Origin of the sequence: Moorena producens PAL-8-15-08-1 (genome assembly GCF_001767235.1) — a bacterium.
Classification (GTDB): Bacteria; Cyanobacteriota; Cyanobacteriia; order Cyanobacteriales; family Coleofasciculaceae; genus Moorena; species Moorena producens_A.
Genome location: NZ_CP017599.1, coordinates 2,182,093 through 2,199,441 on the forward strand (window position 1 = coordinate 2,182,093; position 17,349 = coordinate 2,199,441).

At 43.8% G+C, this 17,349-nt stretch carries 26 protein-coding genes and 1 pseudogene; 15 read left to right on the forward strand and 12 right to left on the reverse strand.

All coding sequences use genetic code 11. From position 1 onward, the window contains the following. Nucleotides 1-27: 27 nt before the first annotated feature. From hemF to psb29, 3 genes are all read left to right on the forward strand, one after another. The gene (hemF, locus tag BJP34_RS08415) at nt 28-1,062 is read left to right on the forward strand and encodes an oxygen-dependent coproporphyrinogen oxidase (RefSeq protein ID WP_070391957.1); all 1,035 of its coding nucleotides are present in this window, start codon (nt 28-30) and stop codon (nt 1,060-1,062) included. Nucleotides 1,063-1,518: 456 nt separating this feature from the next. After that, entirely contained in the window at nt 1,519-1,887 is a 369-nt protein-coding gene (locus BJP34_RS08420) for an STAS domain-containing protein (RefSeq protein WP_070396558.1), read from the forward strand. A 120-nt stretch (nt 1,888-2,007) separates the two neighbouring features. Beyond that, a complete protein-coding gene (gene psb29 / locus BJP34_RS08425) occupies nt 2,008-2,802 on the forward strand; it encodes a photosystem II biogenesis protein Psp29 (protein ID WP_070391958.1) in 795 nt (264 codons plus the stop codon). A 199-nt stretch (nt 2,803-3,001) separates the two neighbouring features. Here psb29 and trxA read toward each other — a convergent pair whose 3' ends face one another. After that, the gene (gene trxA / locus BJP34_RS08430) at nt 3,002-3,319 is read right to left on the reverse strand and encodes a thioredoxin (protein ID WP_070391959.1); all 318 of its coding nucleotides are present in this window, start codon (nt 3,317-3,319) and stop codon (nt 3,002-3,004) included. A 152-nt stretch (nt 3,320-3,471) separates the two neighbouring features. Between trxA and fabG the strand changes: the two genes are divergently transcribed. The 3 genes from fabG to BJP34_RS08445 all read left to right on the forward strand — a co-directional run bounded on the left by fabG (nt 3,472) and on the right by BJP34_RS08445 (nt 6,881). Continuing rightward, on the forward strand, nt 3,472-4,248 hold the full coding sequence (fabG, locus tag BJP34_RS08435; protein WP_070391960.1) for a 3-oxoacyl-[acyl-carrier-protein] reductase: 777 nt from the start codon (nt 3,472-3,474) through the stop codon (nt 4,246-4,248). 120 nt (nt 4,249-4,368) lie between these two features. After that, nucleotides 4,369-6,039 carry a chaperonin GroEL gene (gene groL, locus BJP34_RS08440; RefSeq protein WP_070396559.1) on the forward strand — a complete coding sequence of 557 codons (1,671 nt, stop codon included), beginning with the start codon at nt 4,369-4,371 and terminating at the stop codon, nt 6,037-6,039. A 227-nt stretch (nt 6,040-6,266) separates the two neighbouring features. Further along, nucleotides 6,267-6,881 carry a hypothetical protein gene (locus BJP34_RS08445; protein WP_070391961.1) on the forward strand — a complete coding sequence of 205 codons (615 nt, stop codon included), beginning with the start codon at nt 6,267-6,269 and terminating at the stop codon, nt 6,879-6,881. Between the two features lie 29 nt (nt 6,882-6,910). On the opposite strand, the gene BJP34_RS08450 is transcribed toward BJP34_RS08445, so the two are convergent. Both BJP34_RS08450 and BJP34_RS08455 read right to left on the reverse strand, forming a co-directional pair. Beyond that, complete coding sequence (locus BJP34_RS08450) at nt 6,911-8,023, reverse strand: hypothetical protein (RefSeq protein WP_070391962.1); 1,113 nt, start codon at nt 8,021-8,023, stop codon at nt 6,911-6,913. A 531-nt stretch (nt 8,024-8,554) separates the two neighbouring features. Next, nucleotides 8,555-10,624 carry a prolyl oligopeptidase family serine peptidase gene (locus BJP34_RS08455; protein WP_070391963.1) on the reverse strand — a complete coding sequence of 690 codons (2,070 nt, stop codon included), beginning with the start codon at nt 10,622-10,624 and terminating at the stop codon, nt 8,555-8,557. 230 nt (nt 10,625-10,854) lie between these two features. On the opposite strand from BJP34_RS08455, the gene BJP34_RS08460 reads away from it, so the two are divergent. From BJP34_RS08460 to BJP34_RS08470, 3 genes are all read left to right on the forward strand, one after another. Further along, nucleotides 10,855-11,460: a Uma2 family endonuclease gene (locus tag BJP34_RS08460; RefSeq protein ID WP_070396560.1), complete on the forward strand. Its 606-nt coding sequence runs from the start codon at nt 10,855-10,857 to the stop codon at nt 11,458-11,460. A gap of 385 nt (nt 11,461-11,845) precedes the next feature. Continuing rightward, entirely contained in the window at nt 11,846-12,034 is a 189-nt protein-coding gene (locus tag BJP34_RS08465; protein WP_075905897.1) for a type II toxin-antitoxin system HicA family toxin, read from the forward strand. Between the two features lie 7 nt (nt 12,035-12,041). Then, the gene (locus BJP34_RS08470) at nt 12,042-12,239 is read left to right on the forward strand and encodes a type II toxin-antitoxin system HicB family antitoxin (protein ID WP_229415245.1); all 198 of its coding nucleotides are present in this window, start codon (nt 12,042-12,044) and stop codon (nt 12,237-12,239) included. On the opposite strand, the gene BJP34_RS08475 is transcribed toward BJP34_RS08470, so the two are convergent. The 7 genes from BJP34_RS08475 to BJP34_RS08500 form a co-directional block, all read right to left on the reverse strand. Then, nucleotides 12,240-12,605, reverse strand: a complete 366-nt coding sequence (locus BJP34_RS08475; protein WP_070391966.1) for a XisI protein — start codon at nt 12,603-12,605, stop codon at nt 12,240-12,242. A gap of 101 nt (nt 12,606-12,706) precedes the next feature. Beyond that, nucleotides 12,707-13,057 carry a type II toxin-antitoxin system RelE/ParE family toxin gene (locus BJP34_RS08480; protein WP_070391967.1) on the reverse strand — a complete coding sequence of 117 codons (351 nt, stop codon included), beginning with the start codon at nt 13,055-13,057 and terminating at the stop codon, nt 12,707-12,709. Beyond that, nucleotides 13,041-13,328: a type II toxin-antitoxin system Phd/YefM family antitoxin gene (locus BJP34_RS08485; RefSeq protein ID WP_070391968.1), complete on the reverse strand. Its 288-nt coding sequence runs from the start codon at nt 13,326-13,328 to the stop codon at nt 13,041-13,043. Before BJP34_RS08485 ends, BJP34_RS08480 begins: the two co-directional genes overlap by 17 nt. Before the next feature lie 119 nt (nt 13,329-13,447). Beyond that, nucleotides 13,448-13,750, reverse strand: coding sequence for a helix-turn-helix domain-containing protein (locus BJP34_RS08490; protein ID WP_070391969.1), 303 nt, complete (start codon nt 13,748-13,750; stop codon nt 13,448-13,450). Continuing rightward, nucleotides 13,743-13,901 carry a type II toxin-antitoxin system RelE/ParE family toxin gene (locus tag BJP34_RS48575; protein WP_267876515.1) on the reverse strand — a complete coding sequence of 53 codons (159 nt, stop codon included), beginning with the start codon at nt 13,899-13,901 and terminating at the stop codon, nt 13,743-13,745. Before BJP34_RS48575 ends, BJP34_RS08490 begins: the two co-directional genes overlap by 8 nt. Nucleotides 13,902-13,935: 34 nt before the next feature. After that, complete coding sequence (locus BJP34_RS08495) at nt 13,936-14,313, reverse strand: type II toxin-antitoxin system VapC family toxin (RefSeq protein ID WP_070391970.1); 378 nt, start codon at nt 14,311-14,313, stop codon at nt 13,936-13,938. After that, complete coding sequence (locus BJP34_RS08500) at nt 14,303-14,527, reverse strand: hypothetical protein (protein WP_070391971.1); 225 nt, start codon at nt 14,525-14,527, stop codon at nt 14,303-14,305. The genes BJP34_RS08495 and BJP34_RS08500 overlap by 11 nt, the downstream gene beginning before the upstream one ends. 172 nt (nt 14,528-14,699) lie before the next feature. Here BJP34_RS08500 and BJP34_RS48580 point away from each other — a divergent pair, with 172 nt between their 5' ends. Continuing rightward, nucleotides 14,700-14,828 carry a hypothetical protein gene (locus tag BJP34_RS48580; protein ID WP_267876516.1) on the forward strand — a complete coding sequence of 43 codons (129 nt, stop codon included), beginning with the start codon at nt 14,700-14,702 and terminating at the stop codon, nt 14,826-14,828. Here the strand turns inward: BJP34_RS48580 and BJP34_RS08505 are convergent. Next, nucleotides 14,780-15,202, reverse strand: a pseudogene (locus tag BJP34_RS08505) (tetratricopeptide repeat protein); the annotation flags it as partial. The gene BJP34_RS48580 and the pseudogene BJP34_RS08505 sit on opposite strands and share 49 nt — an antisense overlap. Before the next feature lie 47 nt (nt 15,203-15,249). On the opposite strand from BJP34_RS08505, the gene BJP34_RS08510 reads away from it, so the two are divergent. The 4 genes from BJP34_RS08510 (at nt 15,250) to BJP34_RS08520 (ending at nt 16,346) form a co-directional block, all read left to right on the forward strand. Then, nucleotides 15,250-15,483, forward strand: a complete 234-nt coding sequence (locus tag BJP34_RS08510; protein ID WP_070391973.1) for a transcriptional regulator — start codon at nt 15,250-15,252, stop codon at nt 15,481-15,483. A 15-nt stretch (nt 15,484-15,498) separates the two neighbouring features. Beyond that, nucleotides 15,499-15,645: a hypothetical protein gene (locus BJP34_RS42760; protein ID WP_158517089.1), complete on the forward strand. Its 147-nt coding sequence runs from the start codon at nt 15,499-15,501 to the stop codon at nt 15,643-15,645. Nucleotides 15,646-15,750: 105 nt separating this feature from the next. Beyond that, nucleotides 15,751-16,119 (forward strand): GIY-YIG nuclease family protein, encoded by a 369-nt coding sequence (locus tag BJP34_RS08515; protein WP_070391974.1) that lies wholly within the window; start codon nt 15,751-15,753, stop codon nt 16,117-16,119. Continuing rightward, nucleotides 16,116-16,346 (forward strand): hypothetical protein, encoded by a 231-nt coding sequence (locus tag BJP34_RS08520; RefSeq protein WP_070391975.1) that lies wholly within the window; start codon nt 16,116-16,118, stop codon nt 16,344-16,346. The genes BJP34_RS08515 and BJP34_RS08520 overlap by 4 nt, the downstream gene beginning before the upstream one ends. 53 nt (nt 16,347-16,399) lie before the next feature. Here BJP34_RS08520 and BJP34_RS08525 read toward each other — a convergent pair whose 3' ends face one another. Beyond that, nucleotides 16,400-16,753, reverse strand: a complete 354-nt coding sequence (locus BJP34_RS08525) for a hypothetical protein (protein WP_070396561.1) — start codon at nt 16,751-16,753, stop codon at nt 16,400-16,402. An 80-nt stretch (nt 16,754-16,833) separates the two neighbouring features. Between BJP34_RS08525 and BJP34_RS08530 the strand changes: the two genes are divergently transcribed. After that, the gene (locus BJP34_RS08530) at nt 16,834-17,274 is read left to right on the forward strand and encodes a hypothetical protein (RefSeq protein ID WP_149030866.1); all 441 of its coding nucleotides are present in this window, start codon (nt 16,834-16,836) and stop codon (nt 17,272-17,274) included. Nucleotides 17,275-17,349 lie beyond the last annotated feature (75 nt).

Below are 17,349 nucleotides of genomic sequence, written 5' to 3' on the forward strand. Positions count from 1 at the left end.
TGGCTTAGATACTCACTAGGATTGTTTATGACAGCTTTTCAGACGGACACAACAACTACCACTAATACCACTTCTTTACCTCCTGCTGACTCTAGGGAGAGAGTCAAGCAGTTGATGCAACAGCTGCAAGATACGATTTGTGAAGCTCTAGTAAAAGATGACGGGATTGGCACCTTCAGAGAAGATGCTTGGGAAAGAGAAGAAGGGGGTGGTGGTCGTTCCCGTGTGATGCGCGATGGTTCAGTAATCGAACAGGGTGGGGTTAACTTTTCGGAAGTTTGGGGCAAACAGCTGCCACCTTCAATTTTGAAGCAGCGCCCCGAGGCAGCTGGACATGGTTTTTTCGCTACTGGTACCTCCCTAGTATTGCATCCTCGTAATCCCTATATCCCCACAGTTCACCTAAATTATCGCTACTTTGAGGCAGGACCAGTCTGGTGGTTTGGTGGGGGAATCGATTTGACCCCTTACTATCCCTTTGCTGAAGATGCTGCCCATTTGCACCGCCAATTGAAACAAGCCTGTGATACTCATCACCCTGAGTATTACCCAGTGTTCAAGTCTTGGTGCGATGAGTATTTTTATCTGAAACACCGTCAAGAAATGCGGGGTGTTGGGGGCTTATTTTTTGACTATCAAGATGGCACGGGTAAACTCTATCGTGGTCCCCATCCAGATGGTCCCGCAGCAGCTTATAGTGAAAAGGTTGGGGTTTTAGAGCCTCGGAGTTGGGAAGAGTTATTTGCTTTTGTCACAACCTGCTCTGAGTCCTTTTTACCCGCTTATCTACCCATTGTAGAGCGCCGTCGCAATATGGAATATGGAGACAGAGAGCGTAACTTCCAACTCTATCGTCGGGGTCGATATGTAGAATTTAACCTGGTGTATGACCGAGGCACAATTTTTGGTCTGCAAACTAACGGGCGTACTGAATCCATCCTGATGTCCTTACCCCCCTTGGTGCGTTGGGAATACGGTTACCAACCTGAACCCAATACACCCGAAGCTGAACTGTATGAGACATTTCTCAAGCCTCAAGACTGGGCAAACTGGACAGCTTAAACTGTTGTCATATCACTTATGGCAATACGATGGTTCGATGTTAGGTATCAGTCCCATCATTACCTTCATCTTCAGGTCTTATGGCCAGATTTGTGCAAAAATTGGGATACGCTCCCTGACATTTCACCAATCACTGTAAGCTAAACTAGCTTGCAGTGAGTAGCTCTATGATCCCAATCACAGAGGGCTTGCTTTAAGAAAAGTCTTCCCCGCTTAATTTGTTAGTCAGGGCGTATTAGTCAGGGCGTATTAATTAAAAAACATTTTGGAGCTTTTTCAGTTGGCTGGGAAGCAGTCAGGGGCTAAAGGTGGCGCTAGTCCTACAGGTGCCCTTGACCCATTAAGAATTAAATTCGCTTGATTGTCGCACCTGAATCGTTCGGGACGCACTCTCAACTCTTAATGATTAGATTTGGTAAGGTTTCAATCAGCGGTAGCTGCGACAAGGAGGTGCTGATGGTTCATATCGATCAGAAAACTCATACTACTGAAGATGGTACAAATGTGATTGTTTTGAAACCAATTGGACGCCTGGACATCACTACAGCTTGGCCTTTTCGTCTGAAATTGCAAGAGTGTATTTCCCAACTGCGCAGGCATGTAGTGGTTAATCTGAGTCAGGTTGACTTTATTGATAGTTCGGGTTTGACATCCTTAGTGGCTGGCATGCGAGATGCTGACAAAATTAAGGGCAGCTTTCGCATTTGTTCTGTTCATCCAGACGCCAAGCTGGTGTTTGAAGTCACTATGATGGACACGGTGTTTGAAATTTTTGAAACGGAGGAAGAAGCCTTAGATGGTTTATCCAGTAGTATCCCCACCTGAATAAACCAATCTGGCATCGGCGGATGAAACTGGCAACCCCCACCATCATCTTTGATTTGGTGGTAGGCGCTTCATCGGAGATAATAAAAATAATATAAAGCTTCAATTCTGATCTGCCTTGTGAATACTGTTCGCACAGTCTCGGATACTAAACGGGATTTCTACACCTATCACACTCGTCCCATTAACTCTATTTACCGACGTGTAGTAGAAGAGTTGATGGTAGAGATGCATTTGCTGTCGGTTAATGTCGATTTTAACTACGACCCCATCTATGGCTTAGGTGTGGTGACATGCTTTGACCGGTTTATGCAGAGCTATCAACCGGAAAATGATAAAGAATCAATTTTTAATGCTCTGTGTCAAGCAGTCGGAGGTGAAGCTCACCAGTACCAGGAAGATGCCCAAAGGCTCAAAAGTAGCGTAGAGTCTATGTCTGGAGAAGATTTGCTCTCCTGGTTCAGTTCACCAACCTCGGAAAATGGGACTGGGGATTTGGCTACCACTATAGCTGCGATCGCACAAAATTCTCAGTTTAAGTACAGCAGATTGTTTGCCATTGGTTTATTTTCACTACTAGAGCAGGCGGACTCGGAGTTAGCTCAGGATCAAAAGCAGCTCGAAGAAGTAATTAACAAAATTACTAGTGGATTAAACCTTCCTTCCGAAAAGCTCAAAAAAGACTTGGAGTTGTACCGCAGCAACCTGGAAAAAATGGCACAGGCTCGGGTAGTGATAGAAGATGCCATTCAAGCTGATCGCAAAAAGCGAGAGGAGCGTGCTAAAGATAAAGAAAAATCAGCTACCCCTAGCAGCGATTCCACCCCATCTGCCGAAGAAGAATCAGATTCCTCTTCGGATTCCTCTTCGGATTCCTCTTCGGATTCCTCTTCGGATCAAGCCCCATCTTCCTAGCTAGGTTTTTTGGTCTAGCAGGCTGATATCCCCCGGATAAATCCCAGATAAATCACGGGGGCTAATCCCATCACTCTGGGAAAAAAGGTCAAAGAGCAAGGTACCTAAGCAATCAGCAATCAGCAATCAGCAATCAGCAATCAGCAATCAGCTGATAATCTCAGTCCTGGTATCAAGGACAATCTCACCCGAAATTATCTTAAATCAAAGGTTGTAATAGTTGAATCAGGTCTTCCGCTGGTCTGAGCCCCTCTATCCGTTGTTGAGGCTGACCGTTTTTAAACAGTACCAAGGTTGGTAACGCCTCAATGCCATACTGGGAAGCAAGCTGGGGGTATTTGTCCGTGTCAATTTTTACAACTTTCAAACGATCTTTGAGCTCAGCATTGACCTGTTCTAGGATAGGAGCCATCATCTGACATGGCCCACACCAAATGGCATAGAAATCTACCAACACGGGTACATCTGAGCCAGATAATAATTCTTGGAACGTTGTGAACTGCTTTTTAACGGCCATGAGCAAGAAACCTTTCCTAGTCCTTCTGCTCGATTCTAGTCCAAAATGATTGGAGCTGGATTAACCTCAAGATTCTTGTAAAGTTAACTTTGGAGGAAACCTATCCTGCCCACAGGAGAAGATTAGGCAGGATTGAAAGCAATTCAAGGTTTATGGAAACATTACAGACATCTGCGCAACCATCTTCCGAACAATTAAGCGATCGCATAGCCATCGTGACCGGTGCCTCGCGAGGAATTGGCCGAGCTATAGCCCTGGCCTTAGCTGGGTCAGGGGCAAAGGTTGTAGTCAACTACGCCAGTTCCAGTACTGCAGCTGATCAGGTTGTAGGGGCTATCATTGATGCTGGGGGTGAAGCTTTAGCACTTCAGGCTGATGTGTCTCAAGCTGAACAAGTTGATGCCCTAGTTAAAGGGACTCTCGAAAAGTTTGGTCGTATAGACGTGCTAGTGAATAATGCTGGGATTACCCGCGATAACTTGTTATTGCGGATGAAACCCTCAGATTGGCACGCAGTCATTAATCTCAACCTGACTGGGGTATTTTTATGTATCAAAGCAGTGAGCAAACTGATGCTCAAGCAAAAGTCTGGTCGGATTATCAATATTGCTTCAGTAGCAGGACAGATGGGAAACCCTGGTCAAGCCAATTACAGTGCTGCCAAGGCTGGTGTGATTGGCTTAACCAAAACCGTTGCCAAAGAGTTTGCTAGTCGTGGCATTACAGTCAATGCCGTAGCTCCGGGTTTTATTGCCACTGATATGACCACTGACCTTAAGTCAGAAGCCATTATTGAGCACATCCCTCTAGGTCGTTACGGTCAGCCAGAAGAAGTAGCTGGGATGGTAAAGTTTTTGGCAGCTGATCCAGCTGCTGCCTATATCACTGGACAAGTGTTTAATGTTGATGGTGGTATGGTTATGGCTTGAACCCCCCGGCAGGTCTGTGTTTCAAGTTCCGGAAAGTTTAAAATTGTCAGACGAATTAGCACTCTTCGTGTAAGAGTGCTAAATTTGCTAATGGAGACACAAAGCAACTTTAAACAACCAATGGCAAAAATCGTTTCGTTTGACGAAGAATCCAGACGCTCATTGGAGCGGGGGGTTAATGCCCTAGCTGATGCTGTACGTATTACCCTTGGTCCAAAAGGTCGTAATGTGCTTCTGGAAAAACAGTATGGGGCACCCCAGATTGTCAATGATGGTATTACCGTTGCCAAAGATATTGAACTGGAAGACCCCTTAGAAAATACTGGCGCTAGACTGATTCAAGAAGTCGCATCCAAGACTAAAGACGTTGCTGGGGATGGCACTACCACCGCTACCATTCTGGCTCAGGCCATGATTCGAGAAGGTCTTAAGAATGTGGCAGCTGGCGCAAATCCTGTAGCTGTGCGCCGAGGAATCGAAAAAACTGTTGCCGAGCTGGTCAAAGAGATTGAGGGCATGGCACAGCCGGTTCAGGGAACTGGGATCGCTCAAGTTGCTACAGTCTCCGCTGGTAACGATCCAGAAGTGGGTGAGATGATTGCCCAAGCCATGGAAAAGGTCACCAAAGATGGTGTGATCACCGTTGAAGAATCCAAATCCCTCTCCACCGAATTAGAAGTAGTGGAAGGGATGCAGATCGATCGCGGTTATATTTCCCCTTACTTCGTGACCGATAACGAACGGATGACAGTGGAATTTGAAAACCCCTACATCCTGATTACCGATAAAAAGATTAGTGTGATCCAGGATTTGGTACCGATTCTGGAAAAAGTGGCTCGTGACAGCAAACCCTTGCTGATTATTTCCGAAGATCTAGATGGAGAAGCCTTGGCAACTCTGGTGGTGAATAAGGCCAGGGGTGTGTTGAATGCCGCTGCGGTCAAGGCACCGGGATTTGGCGATCGCCGCAAGCAAATGTTACAGGATATTGCAGTTTTGACCGGTGGTCAGGTGATATCCGAAGATGTTGGTTTGAGCCTGGATACTGTCTCTCTAGATATGCTAGGAAATGCTACCAAAGTTAGCATTGACAAAGATAGCACCACCATTGTAGCTGGTGGTCAAACTAAGGCAGATGTAGAAAAGCGAGTTGAGCAAATCCGCCGCCAGCTAGCAGAAACTGACTCCGAATACGATAAGGAGAAACTGCAAGAACGGATTGCTAAACTGGCCGGTGGTGTGGCAGTCATTAAGGTCGGTGCCGCAACTGAAACAGAACTCAAAGACCGCAAGCTGCGGATTGAAGATGCCCTCAATGCTACTAAAGCTGCAGTAGATGAAGGGATTGTTCCTGGTGGTGGTACAACCTTGATTCGCTTAATAGAAAAAATTCCTGCACTGACAAACGACCTACAGGAAGAAGAGACAGTTGGTGCAACTATTGTAGCCAGGTCATTAGAAGCTCCCCTGTGTCAGATGGCCGATAATGCTGGTGTTGAAGGTTCCGTCATTGTAGAGAAAGTACGGGAGAGTACTGGTAACGTTGGCTATAATGCTGCTACTGACACAATTGAAGACTTGATTGCTGCAGGTATTATTGACCCTGCCAAGGTAGTACGCTCATCCCTACAGAATGCTGCCTCTATCGCTGGTATGGTCTTGACCACAGAAGCCCTGGTGGTAGAGAAACCTGAACCCAAATCCGCTGCTCCTGCTCCCGACATGGGTGGCATGGGCGGCATGGGCGGCATGGGTGGCATGGGCGGCATGGGCGGCATGGGCATGATGTAGTGCCATTATCTAGTGCCATTATCTAGTCTCTTGCTTTGCTAGAATAAAGCCTTGAAGCAGCTTGTCCTCAGGGACAAGCTGCTTTTTGATTCGTCATTAGTGATGGCGTGAGTCAATCTTGGGTAAACTCATTTATGGAGTATAATTTACCAATCATTATCCAGACTCTTCTTATCCCCCTTTACGAAAAAAACCTTAAACTAGTCTTTTTAAGAGGTTTACTATAAATGGATAACGACCAAAACTTGCTAATCCTGACCATTTATATAATCGGTGTTACTTACGTTTTGTACAAAGCGTTTCAGGAAATAGACAAACTCATAACCGTTAAGGTAGACTCTGATGCTATCAATCAGGAACTGGAAAAGCACAATCTTAATGATTTCATGGAAGTCAACTTTGGCTTCGATCCTAGCTATAAATTGGATGACTTAAAGGATCTTAAACTGAGTGTTAAAAATAAAACCAACGAGAATCCTGTTTATATTGAAATAGACTGGGATAAGAGTATTATCACTGACTTGGGAAATAATGCACGACCTATGGTTTGGGTAAATTCTGGTGATATGGAAGAGGCACCGAAAAGCCAAGACGTTGGTAAAATTCGTCCTGGTCAAAATTGCGAATTTAAGCTGAGCGATGAAAAGATTAAAGATGCATTATTTCCGGAGAAAGACTTGAAGAAGGCGATTAAAAATGGTGGCCAATTTAATCTCCAATTATTATTCAATATATTTGAACCAAATACTGGAAAAAGCAGTTCGTGCTACTTACCCTGTAGGTTTACACCGATCAAGGTACACTGGACCCAGGCTATAGTTCTTGCCTTGCAGCCTCAATAGGTCTAGCAGTTGGGAGTCTATTTGGGAGTCTATTTAGAGGATTTTGGTTTGTCTCCAGTATTACGAACGTTGACCAACTTATTGAGTACTTCAAACCAAAAGGGGGCTCCCATACAGATGGCGATCGCACTCAAAATAATCCCGACAACGAATTTGAAGTAAACCCAAGTCAAACCCAGCTCTCTGGGAAGATGATTCGGTTCTTCAAACTGCTCTACAAGATTCGTTTCTCCCCAGCCAATGGGAAGAAAGGCTAGGTCATCTACAGCTGAGGTTATACTATCATAACAGTCATTACTGTTTGATTCTTGCTGTAAACAGGCACCGGTTTCATTAACAATTCTATTAGTGACTTGATTGACAGCAGCTCTTACACTGTGGTTTTTATAGAATTGATTGCTGATATTGATGGTATCGATATTCAAGGCTAGGGAAATCACTAATCCAATTAAAAAAGATATGGCTTTAGACTGACGCTTGTATACCCCTGCAGCTCGTGTCATGGATTCGTCAAACCATGTTGCTAGTTCTTCTTGGAGTTTTTTCAGGTCTTTGTTCCGGTCAGAGTATTCAAATTTTGCTTTATCAATCAGGGTTAAAAGGGTTATCTTTAAGTCTTCCGGAAGTAAATTTTTTATCTTCTCTTCTTCAAGGGCTGTTTTAAAATTGTCCAGGGTAATCTCGGCATTATTTTTGAAGGTTGATGCCTGCTGAACAATGGTCATGATTAAAGCGGTGGCAAAGGTATCTGATGGAATATAGGAAGGGCCACTAACTTTTGAGTTAGATTTTGACTTTAATTGATTTTGGTTATCTAGGTCTTTGGCTTCGTGATTAACTGATTTAAGCAAAGGATTTTGATAGAGTTTTTTTAAAAGCCGTTTGGTCTTTTTTAAATTGTTAATCTGATCAACGGTTACATTAACTGATTCTTGATCTGACTCATCGACCACATCTTTCAGGGTTATATTTCCTAACTGAATACCACCATTAATTAAATTTTCGATAGCCCTCTGCAGGTGTTTAGCCCGCCATTGTAAAACGCTAGCGAGATATTCTTGGATTTCAGAGGCTAACAGACTGGTAATCAGGTAGACAAAAAATAAGCCAAGGGCAACGTTTAAAATAGCAGATAGGTCCATGAGTAACCAGCAGTCTAGTTAAAAAGAACAGCAAAGGGAACAGGGAGTAGGGAGTAGGGAGTAGGGAACAGGGGAAAAAAATTATCACAATTCCTACACGGATCCCTATATGGTATAGCGCTACGGGCAAGTCAGAAGTTAAAAGTCAGAAGTCAAAAGTAACCTAGGACTAGGTTTCGGAGTTTAGAAGCGATGCAGCGCGGTCTTGGCGAGCCAGTGCGGTCTTGGGGGTTCCCCCCGGAGACGAAACCTGTTTATTGTGGAGCCTTTATAGTTAGCAGGTTATGCAGAAAAGGGTTAAATATTTGTTAAGAAGGCTCCACTATCTTACGGTAACTTGGCCGTAGGCCACGCTTGGCCGTAGGCCACGCCAAAGGCGAACGCGAACAAACCATGAGCAACTGGCGTGGTTTCCCCCATGAGCGACTGCATCAAGACAATGTCAAACATCTTAATGCGTAGTGCTATATCGTGAATTGTCTCCTAAATCCTACCCTTAAAATCCTAGGCAAATCATGGTCTGTTTACCCTCTAAACCTCTACCTCTAGCCTTCTGACTAAGAACGCCCACTTATCAGCAATCTCCTCAATTATCTTACTGGTGGGCTTCCCTGCACCATGGCCTGCTTTGGTCTCAATCCGAATTAACACTGGTTGTTCCCCTTCATGGGCCTCCTGCAAGGCTGCGGCAAATTTGAAACTATGGGCAGGGACAACCCGGTCATCATGGTCAGCGGTGGTAATCAGGGTAGCGGGATAAGCGGTTCCTGGTTTGAGATTGTGTAATGGGGAATAGGCGTAAAGGGCTTTAAATTCTTCTGGGTTATCTGGGGAACCGAAATCGGAACACCAGGCCCAACCAATGGTAAATTTATGGAAGCGCAACATATCTAGTACTCCCACAGCTGGTACGGCTGCACCGAACAAGTCTGGACGCTGAGTCATGCAAGCACCGACCAATAATCCCCCATTGCTACCGCCTGCGATCGCAAGTTTCTTGGGTGAGGTGTACTGAGCACCAATTAGCCACTCCGCCGCCCCTATGAAATCATCAAATACATTTTGCTTGTTGAGTTTTGTCCCAGATTGGTGCCAATCTTCCCCATACTCACCGCCACCACGGAGATTGGCAACAGCATAAACACCTCCCATTTCCATCCATACCAGATTGCTAATGGAGAAATTGGGGGTTATGGAGATATTAAAGCCGCCGTAGCCATAGAGGTAAGTGGGGTTATTGCTATCTAACTCCAATCCCTTCTTGTGGGTGATAAACATAGGCACTTGGGTGCCATCTTTGCTAGGGTAGAAAACTTGTTTGGTCTCGTAGTCATCGGGATTAAAGTCTACCTGGGGCTGCCGGAAAATGGTACTTTCCCCACTTACCATGTCGTAGCGATAGATGGTTGCAGGGGTGGTGAAGCTGGTATAGCTGTAGAAGGTTTCAGTATCATAACGTAAGCCATTGAAACCACCAACGGAACCAATACCAGGTAATTCGACTTGCCGTACAAAGGAACCATCCAGGTCAAAAATTTTCATAGAGGAGTGAGCATCTTTGAGGTAATCGGCCACAAATTGGTTGTTGAGTAAGCCTACACCTTCTAGGGTTTCATCAGCTTGGGGAATTACTTCTTGCCACTGTGCCTGCTCAGGATGATTAGTATCTATGGCAATAACTCGACTACGAGGGGCATCTAAGTCTGTGCTGAACCAAAATACTGATTGATCATTCCCGATGAAGCTATAGCTGGCATCAAATTCGTTAATGAGTTCCACAACTGGGGAATCTGGGTCTTGCAAATTTTTATAAAACACCAGATTCTTAGGGTCAGTACCCTGGTCAACTATAATGATAAGATAATTACCATCTTCAGTGACTCGACCACTAAAGAACCATTTTTTATGGTCAGGGCGCTCATAAATCAGACTATCTTCTGACTGGGGTGTGCCCAACTTATGATAATAGAGCTTTTGATAATAATTGAGGTCTTCTAACTTAGTAGCTTCATTGGGTTCATCGAAGCGGCTATAGAAGAAACCTTGATTGTCGTCAGTCCAAGATGCCCCAGAAAACTTTACCCACTTAATCTGATCCGAGAGGTCAAGACCGGTTTCCACCTCCCGCACTTGCCACTCTTGCCAGTCAGAACCAGACCTAGACAGACCATAGGCCAGCAGCTTGCCATCTTTACTAAAGGCTAAACCTGATAGGGCAACGGTACCGTCTTCTGAAAGGGTGTTGGGGTCAAGTAATAGGGTTGGTTCAGCATCCAGGGAGGTCAAGGTGTAGAGAACACTTTGGTTCTGAAGACCATCGTTTTTGAAATAAAAGTAGCGATCGCCTTTTTTAAAGGGACTGCTATATTTCTCGTAATTCCATAGCTTGGTGATGCGCTGCTTAAGTGTTTCCCGTGTTGGTATTTCGCTGAGATAACCAAAGGTGACTTGATTTTGTGCTTCTACCCAAGCTTTAGTTTCCTCTGAATCTGGGTCTTCTAGCCACCGGTAAGGGTCAGCAACTAGAGTACCGTGGTAATCATCGACTTGGTCGGATTTGGGGCTTTTGGGATAGTTCAGGGGTTGACTGGTAGATGGCATGGTCGCAGATGGTGAGGAGCGTTTCTAGTGTAACGTTTCTATTCTTTGGGTAATTTGAGTATGACATAGGTAGCTATGGAGCTAATCGCGAATTGATCTAAAATCTATATAAGGCTAATAAGAAAGTAGAGGGATAAGGGTGGAAATTGTAACCGGCAAGATGCCGGTTCCACCAAGATGCCGGTTCCACCAAGATGCCTGTTGGGGAAGGCAAATCGCCCCTGATAATTATGACTGGATCGATCACACCACAACTAGCAACGCCCTTAGAGCTCAAGACTCGTCCCGCTTTTGATATGAGTGATGACGAATTCTTTGCTTTTTGTCAGCTTAATCGGGAGTTACGGATCGAACGGGAGCAAGATGGAAGGCTTATTATTATGACTCCTACAGGAGGGGAAACTGGCGGTCGCAATTTTGACTTGATTGTTCAGTTTGGTAATTGGGTATGCCAAGATGGTACGGGGAAAGGTTTTGATTCTTCTACTGGCTTTATACTTCCCAATGGAGCCAATCGTTCTCCTGATGTTGCTTGGGTCAAGCTTGAGAGGTGGGAATCCCTAACTAAAGAACAACGAAAGAAGTTTGTACCCCTATGCCCTGATTTTGTGATTGAGCTACGTTCTGGAAGTGATCGCCTGAAAAACTTGCAAGACAAAATGGCAGAGTATAGGTCAAATGGAACTTTGCTCGGTTGGCTGATTGACCCAGATCAGCGCCAAGTTTATGTATATCGTCTTGGGGCGGAAGTTGAACAGCTGGATAATCCAGCGACGGTGAGTGGTGAGCTAGTTTTACCTGGATTTGTGCTCAAGATGGATGAGATCTGGGATTGAGGAGCCTACCCGAGATACTTTGAATTTTTGCGATTAGCCCGAAGGGCTACGCTACGCGATCGCATTGCCATGGGACTGTGGTAAAAGCTTAAAAAACAGTTCAGCAAAAGTAAGCTATTGCCACTGTTCGCGCTTCTTGACCCTCCGGGTTCAGCAGTTACTCTACTTGGGGAAACCCCAAGACCGTACTGCTTCACAATATTCGCACAAAAATTTGGCACGCTACTTAAGCCACTTTCACCAGTTGAGATTTTAATCTAGCTTTGAGTTAGATACACTAGGTAATATGTAAAATCTCTACCCAATGCCAAAGAAAATCAGGAGGTGCGACCCGTGGCGAATTTAATTCTTAATGCGGAAAGCGCACCTCATAGAACTCAAACAAATGCTTCACCAAGCGGGTTTTACAGAAATACGAGGTAAAGGAAGTCATACAAACTGGATACATCCTCTTTATGCTGGAAAACTAACAGTTTCAGGTAAAGACGGAAACGATGCTAAACCCTATCAAGAAAAGAATGTACAAAAAGCTATTGATGAAGTACTAGGTAATCTTAATAATGATCAAACTTAAATATCAAATGATAATTCAATGGTCAGAAGAAGATAATTGTTTTTTAGTTGGTTTTCCCGACTTCCCCGGACAACAATGGCGGAGTCATGGCGATACTTATGAAGAAGCGGTTAATAATGGAACTGAAGCTTTAGAATCTTTGGTAATAGCCTATCAAGAAACAGGTGAAAATCTTCCCGAACCAACTATCAATACAGCAGCCTAGTTAGTGCGATTGACCGTAGGTCACGCGGGGCGCGTTCGCAAATTCACTATATTGTCTCAGATGAGGTGGATGAAATGCTAAAACAATCTCCTCTGGTGGTATCCCCTTCTGTAACAAATCTGTCGCCACCCCTTCCTCGGTCCAATCTTCCTCAATCCAAATCTTGTTATCCTTTAAACGGATATGAATCATCACACTCTTAATCCGTTCATCTTTCCACCAACCCATCAGCAGCAAAAGATACTGATCCTGTAGCTGATCAAACGCTAAAGCACTTTCAGTTGTAGAACCAGATTTTTGATTGATCTGATGATAGTCTGTGAAAACTTCCTGGACAATTTCCCGATAACGCTTTAATCTATCCATTGCTCAATCACCTCACTTTCCGAATCAACGACCAATAACTTAACCTGATTTCGTATCTCGAACCCAGCACTCACTCGATTCAATAGCTTAATAAACGTGCTTTAGATTTCTGGATCATCACCTAAAAGTTGATCTATACTTTCGAGCCTCTGTTGAGAACCACGGCGAACACGATGAATGCGAACAATTCCTTCCTGTTCTTCGACTGCTTCACTGACCGTGAATAAAATATAGAATTGCTTTTTATAGAGAAGTTGGCGCACCTCAATACCCATATACTTACTTTCGAGGGCTAGTGAGCAACGCCTCGGAAAGTTTTCCAGGGTCAACATCACTTCATAACATCCTCTTACCCAGCGATAAGCTCGTTCCGCTGAATCCTCCTTTATCCAAAGAAAAATACTTTCAATATCTGCCACTGCAGTAGGAGAGATTTCAATCTGGTAGGTCATATTTTTCCTGAAGCTGCTGAAATGCTTCCTTTAACGGAATACCTTCTCCTTGCTCAAACTCCTCAATACTCTTCCGGATGCCCGCAATAGACTCAAGCAATTCCATCCTATCGAGAAGTTGCTGATAGCTTTCAGCATCTTGAACAACTGCAGCAGCTTTGCCATTAACAGTAAGAACCATTGGTGCTTTAGTTTGTTTGAGCCTTGCGATAAAGGCTTTAGCGCTCCGTTGGAATTCTGAGAGTGGATGGATGTCACTCAGACTAAACATGATAGTTTTTAGAAATTATTTGATAATTTGATGTTAATAGCTTGAAACTGTTTTGTCTAATGGTATCCATTTAGCCGTCAGTGGTCAGCCGTCAGCCTTTAGCTGATAGCTTACAACTATTAAACTTTCGGGACGACTTCTACCTTCACTTCCATCCCTACTTTTCCTAGCAAATTAATTAACTTATCCACACTGAATCGACTAATTTCACCATTCATTAAATTACTAATCCTCGGTTGGGTTTCTCCCAAAAACTCTGCTGCCTCATTTTGATTCCATCCCCGCTCCTGAATATAGGAACGTAAATCTAACATCAGATCCGCTCTTACCTTGAGATTCATTGCTTCTTCTGCCTCAAATCCCAAATCTTTAAATACATTGTCATCCCCTAACAGGACGTTGACGGTTTTTTCATCAGTCATTTTTATGTTTATCCTTTTGTTCCTTTCTAAACTGAACCATCTCCTGATAACGCTTCTGTCCTAGTTGAATGTCCCGCTTTGAGGTCTTCTGTGTTTTTTTCTGGAAAACATGAAGCATATAAATAGCTTTTGCTGCTTGTATCAATGTCAAACACCTTAATGGGTAGTGCTATATAGGGCAGTCGCTACCAATTAATTACTTTTAAAACCGTTACCTTCGCAAATTCTTGATCAGCGGTCACCAAACTGGCATAATTTTGTATAGCCATCGCCGCAATTATAGCATCGGGCAATTTCAACCTATATTGCTGGCGAATTTCAATAATTTTCTCAATTAACCCAGTGTCAATAGACACTAAACCGATCACCTCTACTCGCTGAAGAAACTGTTGAAAAAGTTGGCAATCGCTTTCGGCTAGCCCAGAAAACGCCAGAAACTCAATTTGGCTAATGACTGAAATCCCGATCCACTCAGCATTTTGTAATAATTGAATTAGTTGAGTATTTCCTTGCAGTAGGGCTACAATTGCATTCGTATCCAGAAAATAGCGATTACCACTCATCCCTTAGATTCCTTTGCATTGCTACCGCATCTCCCCCAAAGGTTAATCGCCCCACCAAATCAGAAAAATCATAGTTTAATTCCTGCTTCTCAACTGATGAAACTGGATCTAAAACAAGGACAACATTAACCTCAACTGCCCTTAAATGGGTCGGAATCGTAAGATTCAAACAACCAGATTCATCAGTCTTAGTCGTCAGTTTTAGAACTTCCATTGCCAGTAGAATGAGTGGACCTTACCTTAGCTTATCTTAGCGCGATTGATCGTCTATTAGCATAGTGCGTTCGCGTAGCGTGACCGTAGGCCAATCGCTTTTAGCGGCTCCAAAGGAGGCAAATCCCTAGCCCTTTCCACTAATCCCACCTCTCAATAGCCTGAGCTAGTGTTTGAGATTGATACAAGCAGCAAAAGCTGTTCTAGTAAACTCTTGCCTCTTGCCTCTTGCCTCTTGCCTCTTGCCTACTCCCTACTCCCGATTCCCGATTCCCGATTCCCGATTCCCGATTCGACCGTAGAGCACAGTTAGCCCCTTCCGGGCATTGCGAATACTAGGATGATTGGGGTCTAACACTGGCCTGAGGATGCTGAGCGATTTGTGGAAAAAGCTAACAGCTAGCTTTAACTTGTCCAATTCGTTACTCTCTTCCGAGATCAGCCAAGCCAAGTCACTCAGGTACATTCCCACTTGGGGATGATTGTTGCCGTAACTTGAGTTCAGGGACTTGATGCACTCTTGATACAATTCAATGGCCTCGGTCAAGCGCCCCAGGGTTTTGTAGGTCAGTGCCAAACTTGCTTTATGCACTGCTAGGTTAGGGTGATTGGGACCGTAGAACTTTTCAATTACGTTAATCGCGTCCTGGTGAAATTGTTCTGCTTTATGATATTCCCCAGAATAGTATACTAAGGCAGACTAGGATAAGGAGAAATGGAAAAATGACAACTGGTTTAACCAAACCTAGTCCTTATTACCTTAAATTAATCACCGAATTTGCGCCCCGTCCCATTACAAATGATGCTGACTTAATCGCCACCCAACAAAGAATCAACGACCTATTAGATCAAAAACCGCTTAATCAAGATGATCAAGATTATCTCAGGGTATTAGGGATGTTAGTCTATGACTATGAAGAAAAAACTGAACAATTTCCCGAATTAACCGATGCATAATTATTACAGACATTAATGGAAGACTATAATCTAAGGATACAAGATTTGTTAGGTATTTTTGAGCAAGAGCAAACGATTTTAGATATATTAAACGGAAAGCGTAAACTCAATTCTCAAGAAGCGTTGAAAGTGCGTAGGCTAACCCCTAGCCCGTTGAGCTAATCCCACTATATTGTCGGGTGCTTCGCGGTGATATGTAACCCACCGAAGCAATCGATAGGGGCGATCATTCAATATAAAATCGGGCAAATACGCTCTAGTGTTCTCATGTCTGACTCTATCCAACAAGAAGCCCGCCAAATCCTCGACACCCTTGCTTTTACTCCCTTCGAGCAATGTCAACCCCTCAGCCGCAAGTTTGACACTATCCCTCCCAGAGTAGGCTTATACGCATTTCGGCACTCGTCCGAAGGGTTACTCTACATCGGCAAAGCCAAAAACCTACGAGACAGACTAAGGGGCGGACATAAAGCTTTTCTCTGGGGCTGGCTCGATCGCTACGATCCAGACGACGTGAGAATTGCCTTCGTCACTCTCAACCACTGGCAAAGACCAGGGTTATTATATGAACTAGAAACCCTCATCCTCCAAGCTACCAATCCCCCCTACAACGTAAAAATCCCGAGAGAATTATGACTCAAACCTTCACCACCCAACACCTTTCCCCAGAAGCGATCGCTCAGCTTGTCAAGTATTTACCTGACTACATCAAAGTTGCACTCCAGGAAAAGTCTACGGAATTGGAATGTTCCCTGGAAGCTACCATTGAAATGGCAATTTCCAACTTCCTAGACGAAGAAGCATTGAGCTTTGAGGATTGTCTACTCGCTCAACGTCTGAAAAATAAGAATCAAAATTGTTGATAAATAGAATAACTAAAGCGATTACGAATTTGTCGCTGTAACTGAATCCGAATCTAAACACTCACGCTGCCGTTGTCCCATTTTCTAAGCACAAAGAGTGTATATCTGGCGCGAGTTTTGAGAACTGTCAATTTATCCGCCTTTCCCAACAAGTCATCTAACTCAGCCACCTCATCAGTGCAGAGCAATGATTCTACATTTCTCGCCACTAAATCATCCAAACGAGTTTGATCTGCCACAGCCAATTTACAACTTGCCAGTGCTTCTAACTCATCTACACTCAAACCAAGTAAACACTCCTCATCCAACCCTAATGGATTAGCGAGTCGAGAATAGGTGTTCCAATCCAATAAAACCCCAACTCGTTCTCCCTGTTCATTTGTGACATACTGTAATAAACTTGTCATATCAAAAACCTTCATAAGACAATGTCATCCTATCTTAGCCCGTTCTGTGTACCTGATGGTTATGCAAACCGCCGTAAGTTATGTTGTCTACAGACATGCAATTTTACCTAAATAAAGTAGTAGATGAATATGAGTTGATTCAATTTTTATCTCAAACCCTCGATTTAAGGTGTGAAACCTTAAACTATCCTGATAGTCAAGCCGAAGCATTTGTAATGATAAATGACTATGACATAGGTTTTCCTATGGATATAACTATTTCCTATACAAAGGGAGTTTCACTAGGCAAAGATTATTTGTGGTTAGCGAAGCTTCTGGCTAGGTCTTATCAAACTCTGGTGGCAACAGATTTACCAGAAGGACATCCGGACAAAATGAATCCCTATTGTTGGTGTGTAGCAGAAGCAAATGGTTATTTAGTAGAAATGCTGGAAGACCTTTCAGATGTCGAAGACAGACAAGGGTTGCTACTAAATAGCGATTCCAAAAAATTACTTACTACAGTCGGTAAATTGGCTTAACAACCACTGGCTTTACTTGATCGGATTCAGCATATTAACCAAAAAAACATCATTATCACCTTACTGGACTGTTCC

Excerpts from the sequence above, each read along its gene's own strand:
- trxA (WP_070391959.1), bottom strand. The coding sequence starts at position 3,319 with ATGGCCGTTAAAAAGCAGTTCACAACGTTCCAAGAATTATTATCTGGC.
- fabG (WP_070391960.1), top strand. The coding sequence starts at position 3,472 with ATGGAAACATTACAGACATCTGCGCAACCATCTTCCGAACAATTAAGC.
- BJP34_RS08515 (WP_070391974.1), top strand. The coding sequence starts at position 15,751 with ATGTCTGACTCTATCCAACAAGAAGCCCGCCAAATCCTCGACACCCTT.
- BJP34_RS08450 (WP_070391962.1), bottom strand. The coding sequence starts at position 8,023 with ATGGACCTATCTGCTATTTTAAACGTTGCCCTTGGCTTATTTTTTGTC.
- BJP34_RS08495 (WP_070391970.1), bottom strand. The coding sequence starts at position 14,313 with ATGAGTGGTAATCGCTATTTTCTGGATACGAATGCAATTGTAGCCCTA.
- BJP34_RS08500 (WP_070391971.1), bottom strand. The coding sequence starts at position 14,527 with ATGGAAGTTCTAAAACTGACGACTAAGACTGATGAATCTGGTTGTTTG.
- BJP34_RS08455 (WP_070391963.1), bottom strand. The coding sequence starts at position 10,624 with ATGCCATCTACCAGTCAACCCCTGAACTATCCCAAAAGCCCCAAATCC.
- BJP34_RS08465 (WP_075905897.1), top strand. The coding sequence starts at position 11,846 with ATGCTTCACCAAGCGGGTTTTACAGAAATACGAGGTAAAGGAAGTCAT.
- BJP34_RS08475 (WP_070391966.1), bottom strand. The coding sequence starts at position 12,605 with ATGGATAGATTAAAGCGTTATCGGGAAATTGTCCAGGAAGTTTTCACA.
- BJP34_RS08480 (WP_070391967.1), bottom strand. The coding sequence starts at position 13,057 with ATGACCTACCAGATTGAAATCTCTCCTACTGCAGTGGCAGATATTGAA.
- BJP34_RS08485 (WP_070391968.1), bottom strand. The coding sequence starts at position 13,328 with ATGTTTAGTCTGAGTGACATCCATCCACTCTCAGAATTCCAACGGAGC.
- BJP34_RS08460 (WP_070396560.1), top strand. The coding sequence starts at position 10,855 with ATGACTGGATCGATCACACCACAACTAGCAACGCCCTTAGAGCTCAAG.
- BJP34_RS08520 (WP_070391975.1), top strand. The coding sequence starts at position 16,116 with ATGACTCAAACCTTCACCACCCAACACCTTTCCCCAGAAGCGATCGCT.
- BJP34_RS08525 (WP_070396561.1), bottom strand. The coding sequence starts at position 16,753 with ATGACAAGTTTATTACAGTATGTCACAAATGAACAGGGAGAACGAGTT.
- groL (WP_070396559.1), top strand. The coding sequence starts at position 4,369 with ATGGCAAAAATCGTTTCGTTTGACGAAGAATCCAGACGCTCATTGGAG.
- BJP34_RS08490 (WP_070391969.1), bottom strand. The coding sequence starts at position 13,750 with ATGACTGATGAAAAAACCGTCAACGTCCTGTTAGGGGATGACAATGTA.
- BJP34_RS08510 (WP_070391973.1), top strand. The coding sequence starts at position 15,250 with ATGACAACTGGTTTAACCAAACCTAGTCCTTATTACCTTAAATTAATC.
- BJP34_RS42760 (WP_158517089.1), top strand. The coding sequence starts at position 15,499 with ATGGAAGACTATAATCTAAGGATACAAGATTTGTTAGGTATTTTTGAG.
- BJP34_RS08420 (WP_070396558.1), top strand. The coding sequence starts at position 1,519 with ATGGTTCATATCGATCAGAAAACTCATACTACTGAAGATGGTACAAAT.
- BJP34_RS08530 (WP_149030866.1), top strand. The coding sequence starts at position 16,834 with ATGTTGTCTACAGACATGCAATTTTACCTAAATAAAGTAGTAGATGAA.
- BJP34_RS08470 (WP_229415245.1), top strand. The coding sequence starts at position 12,042 with ATGATAATTCAATGGTCAGAAGAAGATAATTGTTTTTTAGTTGGTTTT.
- hemF (WP_070391957.1), top strand. The coding sequence starts at position 28 with ATGACAGCTTTTCAGACGGACACAACAACTACCACTAATACCACTTCT.
- BJP34_RS08445 (WP_070391961.1), top strand. The coding sequence starts at position 6,267 with ATGGATAACGACCAAAACTTGCTAATCCTGACCATTTATATAATCGGT.